The organism is Geobacillus sp. Manikaran-105 (assembly GCF_002809955.1).
GTDB lineage: Bacteria > Bacillota > Bacilli > Bacillales > Anoxybacillaceae > Geobacillus > Geobacillus thermophilus.
Map to the genome: position 1 here is coordinate 27,785 of NZ_PIJG01000034.1, position 11,564 is coordinate 39,348.

The following is an 11,564-nucleotide window of genomic DNA, read 5'->3' on the forward strand; positions in this document are numbered from 1 at the left end:
CCGGGGGATGGCCGTTTTGGCGCAGTTTTCGTTCTTTTTTCGTCAAACGGATCACATGCGCAGGCCCTGCGGTGAAAAGTCCGTTTGAGCCCGCCCAACACCGGCAATCAGCCGATGGTTACACGTGAATCGTCGCCGCAGCCGCCTGCGCCAGCTGTTCGCATTGCCGCAAACGGATGCCAAAGAGGACAAGCGGGTCGCGATACGCTTCGGGATTCGTGCGCATCTGCTTCAATTCCCCTTCTTGGGCGGCAATTTCAAGCTCCAGCCGCTCTAGCGTTTCCCGCAGCATCGTCGCTGGCGCTTGGAAAAACTGGGTGACGTCGCGCTCAATCGACTTCGCAAACCATTCAAACGGCAACAGCAGCTGCCGAGCGGCCGTTTCGGCCACATCGATGTAATCTTGCGTTTCGATCAGCTGCTTATATTTTTGCGCCAGCATCGCCTTATTTTGCGCGAAGGCGCCGAGCAGTTTGCCCGCTCCTTTCAACAGCAGCTGACCCGGCGTCCGGCGGAGGAAAATGTTCAGCTTCTCGATTTGCGCCCCGCTCGTCAACCGGCTGATGTCACGCCGCCAGTCAGCCACAATGCGAAAATCGCATTCGAGCATAAGCCGCTCTTCGCCAAACATGGCGTTAAACCCTTCGCTCATTTCATGCAAAAACACCTGGCATTCATTGAATTCGTCCTCCGCCGCTGCAATCCACTGTTCCATAGCAACTCGCAGCTTTGGCAACACCTCTTCGTTGAGATAAGCGCGAAGCCGTTCATTCGCTTTGTCGTTCAGCTCAAGAGGCAAGCGGGAAAAATCGCTGTTTTCGCCCACCAGCTCCGCCATGTTGCGCAACAGATCGGGAATCGCCTTTGTCAGCTCACCCCGCATGTCCGCCAAGACGGTGTGGAACGACTTGGCCGCTTTGGCCGTTTTCTCCTCTTGCAGGTCGCCAAGCTGATGAATGGCGCCGCTCAGTTTGGCCGCCATTTCTTTTTTCCATACGACCAGCTCCGCCAATCGACTTTCCGCCTCGGCCCGCTGCCGGAACAAATGAGCGATGAACCGGCCGGTCGTCGTTAAAATCGCTTCCTCGCGGCGGACAGAAGACACGCATCGGCGCATCTCCTCCAGCAAGCCGATGAGGGCTTGCTGCTGCTTGCGGCTTGGCGCATGCGGGGAATAGACGATGACACGGGCTTCCGGAACGATCGTACGAACGTGCGCTTCCACTTCCTCCACCATTCGCGCCGTCTCCTCTTCATCCACCATCCCGTCGCCCGGAGGAAGCAGCACGTACATCGGCACATGCGGCGCCCGCTCGCGAAGCTGCAGCATCAACTGTTCATCGGCGCTAGAAAACGGATCCTCGCCGTTCAGAAGAAAAAGAATGCTGTCAGCAAGCGAAAACGACACAAGCGCTTCATGGTCGGATGAAGCGCGCCCGCCGAGCGGGCCGATATCCAACAAGACAATCCCTTGCGGCACGAGTGAGAACGGAGCCGCACATTCAATGACAACATCATCAGGAAATCGGTTGGCGCGTCCTCCCGCCGCCTGTTGAAATTCATCAATGCTCGAGAAAACGGTAAACTGATCATCGCTGATTTTCGCCACTTCCAGCTCCCCGCCGTTTCTCCATGCCAGCACTGGCGCAGATGGCGCCGCCAACGCCGCCTCGCCGACCAACGTCCGCAAAAACGCCAACCGTTCATGGCGCGACGCTCCAGCGACCAAAACGCAATGCGTCCGCGAATCGGACAACTGCCGCACGACCCAGCGGAAGCGGAAGTGCGAACCCGCCCGCTGTTCTTCCGCCCAATCGGCTATTTCGTCAAACAGCGACACACCCGTCTCCCGAACGGGCCGTTTCGCATGAACGAGCCGCTTAGCGGCGTCGTTGATCGTCTCTTCTTGAAACGCCTCAGGAAATTTCTCGCTCCACGCCAACAAGGCAGCCGCCGCTGCCGCTGCCTCCGGACCGTCGGCTAAACTCATCCAGCTTTTCACAAGCGGCGGCGCCACTTCCACCAACTCTTTTAATCGGTACGGACCTTTCATCAATCCCGCATACGCATCCGCTAAAAGAACAGGGATTCTCTTCCAGTCATAGTCGCGGCGGATCTCTAATTCCTCATAGAGACGATTCCACTCCGCCAGCCACGAAAAATAAAGGTCGCCATCTCGATACCCGTTCCATAGCGCCTGCACGAGCCGCTCAAATTTCACCCGATCCGTTTCATACAGCAGCGCCAGGCAGCGTGAAAACCGCTCAGGCGCCATCACTCTCGCATGCCCTTGTTCCACATAACCGATCAAGATGTCGACCCAACGGCGCGCCGATGTCCGCAACGTCTCTCCTAACGCAAGCTCAACGGCGCTTTCCCAATCACCTTGCTCCTCGAAAAAGGCGCGCGCCCATTCGGTCATATTCGGATAATCCGGATACCGCGACACCCCGCGCTTAATCATATCATCCGCTTTCGCATTTTCCCCCAGCTCACGGTAGAGCGAAAACAGACGCAACATGATTTCTGCCTGCAACGTTTCGCTGTCCGTCTCAATCGAACGGTACAGCTCCTCGGCCAGCTCGAGACGGCCAAGCTCATAGCAGCTGTCGGCGATGTTTTTTTGCGCCCACGGGCGCAAATCATCGCGCTGGACTTGTTCCCATTTAAAAATGGCCGCTTCATAGTCGTGGCAGTGGAAATACACTTCCCCTTGGGCAAAGCGAATCGACGACAAATCCGCGCCATCCCGATGCGCCGCGAAAAACATCTCGCCAAGCGCGCGGACAACGTCGCGTTCCCCCGTCTCGACAAGCGTCTCATAAAATGTTTTATGAACAAGTTGCTGTTCAAACCCCATGTCGATCACCTGACTCGTATATTTGCCATGCATGTTCATTGTATGGCACGTTTTCGAATTTTATTTCTATCCTATACATTTTAACAAACTTTCGCCGCCATGAACGTTTCAATTTGTTTTCATTTGCGAGACAAAATTCGACCCAATAGGCGATGAGGCCAACCAAAGGAACTTTCAATGGTGGTTACGCCCACGAACCACTTTGTTCTTTTACGTCTACAAATGCTATATAGGTTGTAATAAAGAATTTCCGACCTCCATGTCCCGTCTTTACTTTATCACCTAACAAGCTGGCACGGTGACAAGAAGAGCGAACAATGCCAATAAAAAGACGAGGGAAAATAAAAAAGCACGTAACCGTTTTAACTACTGGGACACAATCCATTAGGAAACTCCAATATCCTCGCTGTCCCTTCCTCTACAAGCCTACTCAAGGAAGCTTGATGCGTCGGGGCAACTCGCAGCTGTTTCACAGAAGCCTTTGCTCGTTGCTCGATCCTACTGAGCTACCGGAACATCATCAATAGAACACTCCCATATCCCTTGCTATCTGCTCCCTAGCCAAATAAAAAATTCCCCTCTCGCACATAGACTTAGCGATCAGGGAACTTCGTTCCAGCGCCCTTTTGCGCGTTCTTTTCTTATGTAAGTGGCGTCCCATGCCGGGCGCACATGAAAAACGACCGCAAACGCGGTCGTATCAAGGCTTCCACGACTTTTGGCCGTGGGCTATCGAATTCCAAGGATGCCGATGGTGGGAGTAAAACCACCGCCCTCCAACCCTTGATTTTTCAAAGTTTATAGACTTTCAGTTTCATTGTCGTGCAAAATTTGTGCAAAATAATCTCCAGTGCGTAAACCCATGCAAAAAGGCGGAGCGATCCGCCTTTTCTCTTTCCAACATTTCGTTCCATCTGGCCTATGCGATCTGTACAGAACTGAAGAGACCGCTTGAGGAGATATGGATAAAAAAGGAGCCTACTCAAAGTGAGTAGGCTTCATTACTTCAATTTCAATTCAACTTCGTATTCTTTCGTTTCTCCGTCAAACTCATCTGCACTGCCAACATGTGCAGACCATTTTAGTTTAATCCATTGAATTTTATCCGCATTTCCTCATTTTAAGTACCAAATGACATATCACTCTTTTAACTGTATTTTCTCTGTAATGGCAGATAAACACCAACTATGATAATATTATTAAAAAAATTATCAAAGGGGATGATAAAACAGTGGAATTTCTTGTCGCACTGGGATTTGTCGGGATAATTGTTGGTGTTGTACTGTTTATCGTAGGTAAAATTAAAAAGAAAAAATATTACGGTGGGGTAATTACAATTGTTTCATTGGTTCTTTTTATTATCGCATTAATAGCTATGCCGCCGACTGAGGAACAGAAAAACACAGAATCCGCAGAAACACCTAAAGAGGAAATCCAAAAAGAATCATCGAAACCAGCCGAAGAAAATACTAAAGCACAAGAGGAAGCTGAAGAGCAAACCAATAAAGAAGATGTAGATTGGAAATCGAAAATTAAAGAAATTGCCGAAAATGATGATAAACCGGCAGATAAATATTATGCAGTTGAAAAATTAATGATGGAATATAAAACAAAATTCAATAAGGATGAGATTGAAAAATTCAAGAATGACATAATCAATGATTACAAATCCGGAAATTATTTAAGTGAATTGGATAATCATGAACGCATGTTAACTAATATTTTTAAATCTTATATTGTTGAACGAAACAGTGAAGGTGCTGTAAAAGATTTTGCTTTTGACTATCATCAAAACTTAAAATATACATATCGCGGTGTGGATACTGTGAATAGTTCTGCCGTAAAATCGAATGAAAGACAGATGGATAAAGCATTGAAGGAAATGGGAAAATGACAGAATACAATAAGAGTCGAGGTTCGTTATATCAGTGCAGTTAAGGAAAATGAGTCACATTTAAATTAAAAAAGCCCCTCTCGAATTGGCGCTTGGCCCGGCAATGCAGACACTTTTTCAGAAGAGGGAAGTCGTTTTCTTTTCTACGCTCTGCATACGTTTGGACGTCAATGCCAAAGTCATGAAATTGAATCACGTCCTCCTCCCCCTCCTATGAACCGATGGATTTTCTCTTCCGAAATAATTCACAAAAAATTTAGCACATTCTTTCAGAAAAGGGGAGAGGGCTTTCTGAAGGAATGTGCAAAAAAATGGCTCTTTTGTTCCGAAATAAAGTGATAATTTACAATATGGAACAAGAATATCGAAGAACGAAAACAACTGTATCTTTAATTAACTATCATTTTGTTTTCTGTCCACGTTATCGAAGAAAAGTGTTAGTGGGCAGAGTGGAAGAGCGATTCAAGCAATTAGTAGAAGAAATTTGCCAGGAGAATGATTGGATCATCCTTGCTATGGAAGTGATGCCTGATCATTGTCATTTGTTCTTGAATTGCCTCCCTTCTGATTCTCCATCAGATATTATGGCAAGAGTGAAAGGAGTGACTTCTAGGCGATTAAGACAAGAATTTAAGCACTTGTCTCATTTACCAAGTCTTTGGACACACTCTTTCTTCGTTAGTACAGCAGGAAATGTATCAAGTGAAACAATCAAACACTATGTGGAATCTCAAAAGAAAAGGGGGTGAGTCGATGCCAACGGTCACACTAAAGCTAGAACTGCACAAACCAACGAAAGTCAAACAGGAAATGTACGAGAGAATGACACGAATGAACACGGAATTTGCCAATTGGCTGCTTCATCATCCCGAATGGAGGAAAGCAACCAGTAAGATATTCAAGGATTTTTCGGATGAAAGGTTTCCTTCTGCCATCGTGAATCAAACCATCCAAGATGTAAAAGCGAAGAAGAAACATCAAAAAGCCCAAAAGTTTCGCAAGATGTGGTGTTCTTTCAATAACCAAAATTTAAAAATAGAAAAATCAGGCGAATTCTATATCGTGTCGTTTCCTACGCTGGAAAAGCGTGTTGGCGTTCCAATCGTCACTCGTGAATACCAACAAAAATGGCTCGACCGAATCATGGACGGGACAGCCAAACAAGGAACGGCAACACTCTATAAAAAGAAAAAGAAATGGTACTTAGCCATCCCCATCACTTTTGAAGCCAAACAACGGAAAGAAACAAAAGTGATGGGAGTGGACTTAGGGCTAAGATATATCGCTGTTGCTAGTGTCGGAACTAAATCCTTGTTCTTCAAAGGAAATCAATGCGCCTTCATACGCAGACGATATGCGGCTCTACGGCGAAAACTAGGCAAAGCCAAGAAGTTAGATGCGATTCGCAAAATAGGAAAAAAAGAATCTCGCTGGATGAAGGAGATGAACCACAAAATCAGTCGTCAAATCGTAGATTTCGCATTGACCAACGGTGTTGGTATCATTCGAATGGAAGATTTGACGGATATTCGAAATAGGGCAAAATCGAAAAAAGAAGCTGGCAGAAACCTGCATTCATGGGCTTTCTACCAACTCCAGCAAATGATTAAGTATAAAGCAGAAATGGCAGGTATACGCTTTGAATTGGTTAAACCAAATTATACTAGTCAAACTTGTAAATGCGGTTATAGAGACAGAGCAAACCGAAACGGTATCCACTTTAAGTGCAAAAAATGCGGATACGCCATCCATGCAGACCTAAATGGAGCAATCAATATCGCAAAGGCGATTTCTGGGTTAGCATCCTAGCGCACTGGTCACAGGTGCGCCGCCCATGTGGGTACACTCTAACCGCATGGGATGGGCTGATGACACAGCCCTGAACTTGGGCGTTGTCCAAACCAGAAATGGATGAGGACGCTAACGACCCAAGAATCCCACGGCTTTAGCCGTGTGGAGTGTCAATGTCTATAGAACTGATCAAAAAGGAACGATTGTGTTCACAAGTAATGGTTCAACACTTTCGGTGAAAACGGAGAGACGATAAATGAAAAGAAAAGTCAAAGGAATTGTCGATCGTTTTGAAGGCGATATTGCAGTAGTTGAGATTGATAAAAAAACTCTTGACCTTCCGAAGACTATTTTTCCAAAAGAAATTGACGTAGGGGATGTTGTTATTATTGAGGTGACGATTGATAAAAAAGAAACAGAAAAACTTCGAAAAGAGATTGAAGAATTGATGAATGAAGTGTTTGAGGATTAAAGCCCTTCTCACATGAGAAGGGCTTTTGCATTATTCTGCATCATACGGTCGATATTTTTTCCGCAATTCCTTTAATTCTTTCGCAAGTGTTTCAACATCATCTCGGAAAAACAATTTATCTTTTTGAAAGCTCTTGATTGGAACAATCCTTCCCGACTCGATCAATTTGCTAAGACGTTGATATGTCACGTTTAAAATCTCTAGTGTTTCAGCAACTCCGAGGACTTCACTTTTAATGAAGTCCTCGAGTTCTTTTCGTGATGCAAAGTGATATGACACGTTCACTTCCCCCTCATCTGTCGCGAAAATACGAGATAACATAAGTAATACCTGCAATCCCCCATACAACAATAACGATCAATAACACGATGTCCAATACGCTAAGATGCCTAAAGTCAGTGATCACGAAAAAACGTACGGCAACAAACGCCAATAAGATATTTGCAATCCAAGCTACTTTTGACATACATTTCGGGAGATGATAATATTTTTTATACAGAAGCCCTTCCCGAAGGTCGGGCTTCCGTTTCGGTCATTTGCGACGTTTCTTTTTGGAGCGTCGCTTTTTCTTTTGGTTTCGTCCTTCTAGGAAGGCGATAGTCGCTAGGACGAAACCGGCGATACTGCAAAGTTTCTCGATGATGTCCAGCCACCTCATCATCTCCCTGTCGTTCACCTCCTTTCTGATTGTATTATAACATATCTATTTAAATATTACAATAGATAAAATAAAAATTTTTCTATTTCAGTTATTTTTTTGTATCCCCGCCATTTGGCGGGGATCGGTGTTCTAAAAATACTTTGACCACAATCCGTCGCACGAAATTGTATTGTACATAGAACCATCCTCGAGACCAACATTCACAAACCCATAGTCAGCTCCGTCTGCGGCTAGAGAATCCCAATATCCGCTAGTACTGCGAGCATAATACACTTGCAACCAATGAGGATTTGAGTCGCCGGAACTCGGATCGGCTATAGTCGCTACATATTGCCTGGCCGCCACAGAGCCTATTTTCCGTCCTGATACACTATAGAGGTTTTCTGTTCGCGTCATTTTGAATGTATAATATGTTTTGCCGTTTCTCGTTATGGTCCCATAGCTATATTTGGAACGGTAGGCGTTTTCTCTTGCGCTTTCAGGCGGTTCAAGTAAAACCCCGCTTCTTACATATCCGCTCGAATCGCGGAACACGATAAAAAACGCCACGTAGTCACCACCAGCTAAATAATTCAACCCATATAGTTCGTGTGGATAAATAATACCAATCCGCTTTTCACCTATATAGGCAGGATGATAGACCGGCAGTGCTTGATTAGACATGTTGATAGCAACACAGTTCACTTCTTATCACCTCTTATCTCTTTCGTTTATTCGGATATTGCTGGGCTCTTTCTACCATTTTTTTCGATATAATCCCATAGCTTCGGACGATTTTCTCCACCGTGATCGTATGAACTCATCCCGAATTTATGTGTTTTTGTCCCATTCAGCTCAACGTCCAAATCGTGCAAAATTCGATGGGCATACACCAAACCAGTTTTGTCTTTTTTACTTGTTGCAATTTCAAGAACAGCAACAAGACTTTCAAAATCCAATTTCAATTCTCTTGGATCGTCATCGATAGATAAGTCGGTCAATAACTTGTTTTCTTCCATGGTTTTGACTTGTTCTTTGATCTCAGGAAGAATCTCCTTTGCTTCCCTAATCAAGGTGTCGGCGTGCTTCTTTTGTTGCTCCCAATTGACGTTATCGATCCTCCCATAGGTGAGTGTATCCTCGTAAAATTTATGGTGATCCCGGACAAACTTTTGAATACTCTCTTTCACACCCGGCTTCCAATTCACTTTTTGCTCGATGTATTCTTTCTGTGTCCCAAAAGGAGTTCCGTCAAAGCCTTTTTTCAATTGATCCGTATCTGATCGCTGGGCTTGCTTCGGGATTTGTGTTTCATTCTCTTGCTTAACCACCTGTTCCGTTTTCGGTCCGCTCGTATTCGGTTCTTTTGATTGTTTATCCATAGATTCAGTGCATCCCGATAATGCAACAAGCAACGCCATTCCCACCATTAACGAAAAAAACCTCATTTACAAATCCTCCCAAAATGGTATTTGCTTCTATTGTGACATACTCCCACCACCTACGCTTCGCTTAGAGGTGGGGGCTTCTCGGGTAATCCCATCTCATGATGGGAAGTTGACCGAGCGATCCCCGTGTGCCCCACGGTTCGAGGACAAATTAGACGATCGCCAATCGTTTCATGCCCTCATGTTTGATATTGATGGCCGCATTGACGTCCCTGTCGCTCTCGAATCCACATTCACAACGGAATGTCCGTTCAGAAAGCGATAGAGACTCCTTGACTCGACCGCAACACGAACACGTTTTGGACGAGGGGAACCATTTGTCGATTTTGATCAGCTTCTTCCCCTGTTCGGCCAGCTTGTACTGAAGGAAAGTGGTGAACATGCCCCAGCCGTTGTCATGAACGCCTTGACCGAAATGGAGGGCTTGTGACATCCCTTTCATGTTGAGGTCTTCGATGACCACGCAATCATACCGTTTCGCTAATTTGTGCGACTCCTTATGCAGAAAGTCCTTGCGCTGGTTGGCAATTTTCTCATGCAGCTTCGCTACTTTCAGACGCTGTTTGTGCCAACGATTCGAGCCTTTCTTTTTACGAGACAATTTACGCTGTTCTTTCGCTAATGTTTCCAATGCTTTGCGATAGAATCGAGGATAATTGGCTCTCTTACCCTCGCTATCGACATACAACGTACTCATGGAAAAATCAAGCCCAACAACCGTTTGTACTTCTTTTGGGGCAGGTTGATGTTCGTACTCTGTGAGAATAGAAATATAGTATTTTCCTGTTTTGGTTTTCGTGATCGTACAAGACTTGATGATATGGTGGGCAGAGATCTCCCGATGTTGCTTGAGCTTGATCCATTTCAGTTTGGGCAGCTTGATATAGCCATCTGAAAGCTTGATGTTGCCATTTACCATATTTGTGGTGTACGACTGTTTCGCCTTGCGGTTTTTGAACTTGGGAAATCCAGCGCGGCCAGAAAAGAAGTGTTGAAATGCTTTCTGCAAATTCAATTGGGCGTTTGCCAGCGCAAGGCTGTCCACTTCTTTTAGCCAAGGAAACTCCTTTTTGTACTTGGCAGGGGTCGGACATGTTTGCTGTTTCAAGGATTCTTGATCGTCCTTGAACTTTTCAAACATTTGTATGCGCTCTTCAAGCATTTTGTTATACACGAAACGGACACAACCGAAGGTTTTGGCGAGCAGTTGTTCTTGTTCTTTTGTTGGGTACAAACGAAACTTGTATGCCTTGTTTGCCATATCCAATCACCTCACTTCATACCTTGATTTTCGATATATTTTTTGGCTCTTCACCACAAGTTGTACTTGAGATTTTAAGATAGGTATGCATAGGGAAAATAGAGGATACAAAAAATGCGAATTTTCCTGTATGGTAAAGGTGTCCAAACCAAACCATTGGAGGAAAATTCGCATGTACGCTCAGTTTATCAAAGAACTCATCGATTTACCAGATGTTTTGATTCAAAAGGTGCGAAAAGAAGAAGAACGTTGGATTTTCGAACTTTCTCTTCCCGAACAATGCCCGTTATGTCCTGTTTGCTTGAAACGCACGATCAAAATGATAGGAAAAAAGAAGCAATAATGGATGCATGGGTATGCTCAACGGATCGGCATCTTTTGGGTGGAACTCCCTGTGGAGCGTAGACGTTGTTGTACATGTGGCATGACATTCAGCACGTCTTATCCCGGAATTTCCCCTCGAAGTGCAGCGACGGATGCGTTTCAGCAATGGGTGGCGCAATCTTGCATCGGAACATCCATTCAGGCGGTGGCTCGTATGCTCAAGCTTCCGTACACGACCGTTGAACGCTGGTTTTATACCCATGCCCCTTCCTTCCTATCGAATGACATCCAACCAAAGGCAGTTTGTGTCGATGAGTTTGCGTTTCGAAAAGGACATGATTACGGAGTGGCAGTCATGGATGCCGAAACGGGAGAAGTGTATGCCGTTGAAGCAGGAAAGAACGAGGAAGCCATTGGACGTGTGTTGGCTCCTGTGTCTGGTTCTGTTCAGTATGTCGTGAGTGATTTGGCTCCAGCGATGAAAAAAGCCATTCAAGGGGTGTGTCCGGAAGCGAAGCATGTGGTCGATTATTTTCATGTGATTCAATTGTTTACGGAAGCGTTGGATCGATGCCGCCAATCCTTCGGAAAAGGGAACAAGAAACACGGGCATGTTCGGTATGTTTGCCGCTTATTGACCCAGTGTCCCGAGAAACTCACCGAGGAGGAGCGCCAAACGGTGCGGGAGTGGCAGAAAGAGAGCGATTCCTTGCAGGCTGTCTATCAATCCCTTCAACATTTTCGTTATGTATCCAAAAGCCAAAGCGAGCGACAAGCGAAACGTCGTTTGAACGCCTGGGTTCATCGGTATTTGTTTTGTCCTTGTTCTGCTGTTCGCGCCATCGCAAAATCACTCGTCAAACGAACAGACGAA

9 protein-coding genes and 2 pseudogenes are annotated in these 11,564 nt (G+C 45.7%); 5 read left to right on the forward strand and 6 right to left on the reverse strand.

The genetic code is table 11. The features are described from left to right. Nucleotides 1-118 precede the first annotated feature (118 nt). A complete protein-coding gene (locus tag CV945_RS11260; RefSeq protein WP_100659783.1) occupies nt 119-2,899 on the reverse strand; it encodes a tetratricopeptide repeat protein in 2,781 nt (926 codons plus the stop codon). A gap of 1,192 nt (nt 2,900-4,091) precedes the next feature. On the opposite strand from CV945_RS11260, the gene CV945_RS11270 reads away from it, so the two are divergent. Beyond that, nucleotides 4,092-4,754, forward strand: coding sequence for a hypothetical protein (locus CV945_RS11270; RefSeq protein WP_060788195.1), 663 nt, complete (start codon nt 4,092-4,094; stop codon nt 4,752-4,754). Between the two features lie 58 nt (nt 4,755-4,812). Here the strand turns inward: CV945_RS11270 and CV945_RS17870 are convergent. Further along, nucleotides 4,813-4,950: pseudogene (locus CV945_RS17870) on the reverse strand (DUF6431 domain-containing protein); the annotation flags it as partial. A gap of 154 nt (nt 4,951-5,104) precedes the next feature. Between CV945_RS17870 and tnpA the strand changes: the two are divergent. From tnpA to CV945_RS11290, 3 genes are all read left to right on the forward strand, one after another. Further along, on the forward strand, nt 5,105-5,503 hold the full coding sequence (gene tnpA, locus CV945_RS11275) for an IS200/IS605 family transposase (RefSeq protein ID WP_100659784.1): 399 nt from the start codon (nt 5,105-5,107) through the stop codon (nt 5,501-5,503). Nucleotides 5,504-5,507: 4 nt separating this feature from the next. Then, nucleotides 5,508-6,563: an RNA-guided endonuclease TnpB family protein gene (locus CV945_RS11280; RefSeq protein WP_100659785.1), complete on the forward strand. Its 1,056-nt coding sequence runs from the start codon at nt 5,508-5,510 to the stop codon at nt 6,561-6,563. A 238-nt stretch (nt 6,564-6,801) separates the two neighbouring features. After that, complete coding sequence (locus CV945_RS11290; protein WP_066234212.1) at nt 6,802-7,017, forward strand: DUF3006 domain-containing protein; 216 nt, start codon at nt 6,802-6,804, stop codon at nt 7,015-7,017. A gap of 30 nt (nt 7,018-7,047) precedes the next feature. Here the strand turns inward: CV945_RS11290 and CV945_RS11295 are convergent, their stop codons facing one another. The 4 genes from CV945_RS11295 to CV945_RS11310 all read right to left on the reverse strand — a co-directional run bounded on the left by CV945_RS11295 (nt 7,048) and on the right by CV945_RS11310 (nt 10,366). Then, complete coding sequence (locus CV945_RS11295) at nt 7,048-7,296, reverse strand: DNA-binding protein (protein ID WP_094239960.1); 249 nt, start codon at nt 7,294-7,296, stop codon at nt 7,048-7,050. Nucleotides 7,297-7,807: 511 nt separating this feature from the next. Beyond that, entirely contained in the window at nt 7,808-8,362 is a 555-nt protein-coding gene (locus CV945_RS11300; protein WP_100659786.1) for a hypothetical protein, read from the reverse strand. 26 nt (nt 8,363-8,388) lie between these two features. Continuing rightward, nucleotides 8,389-9,105, reverse strand: a complete 717-nt coding sequence (locus CV945_RS11305; protein WP_100659787.1) for a hypothetical protein — start codon at nt 9,103-9,105, stop codon at nt 8,389-8,391. A 151-nt stretch (nt 9,106-9,256) separates the two neighbouring features. Next, entirely contained in the window at nt 9,257-10,366 is a 1,110-nt protein-coding gene (locus tag CV945_RS11310; protein ID WP_100659788.1) for an RNA-guided endonuclease InsQ/TnpB family protein, read from the reverse strand. Between the two features lie 172 nt (nt 10,367-10,538). On the opposite strand from CV945_RS11310, the pseudogene CV945_RS11315 reads away from it, so the two are divergent. Next, nucleotides 10,539-11,564, forward strand: a pseudogene (locus tag CV945_RS11315) (ISL3 family transposase); the annotation flags it as partial.

What these genes read in the sequence shown, in the direction of transcription:
- CV945_RS11260 (WP_100659783.1), bottom strand. Translation starts at nt 2,899, where the DNA reads ATGAACATGCATGGCAAATATACGAGTCAGGTGATCGACATGGGGTTT.
- tnpA (WP_100659784.1), top strand. Translation starts at nt 5,105, where the DNA reads ATGGAACAAGAATATCGAAGAACGAAAACAACTGTATCTTTAATTAAC.
- CV945_RS11280 (WP_100659785.1), top strand. Translation starts at nt 5,508, where the DNA reads ATGCCAACGGTCACACTAAAGCTAGAACTGCACAAACCAACGAAAGTC.
- CV945_RS11290 (WP_066234212.1), top strand. Translation starts at nt 6,802, where the DNA reads ATGAAAAGAAAAGTCAAAGGAATTGTCGATCGTTTTGAAGGCGATATT.
- CV945_RS11305 (WP_100659787.1), bottom strand. Translation starts at nt 9,105, where the DNA reads ATGAGGTTTTTTTCGTTAATGGTGGGAATGGCGTTGCTTGTTGCATTA.
- CV945_RS11310 (WP_100659788.1), bottom strand. Translation starts at nt 10,366, where the DNA reads ATGGCAAACAAGGCATACAAGTTTCGTTTGTACCCAACAAAAGAACAA.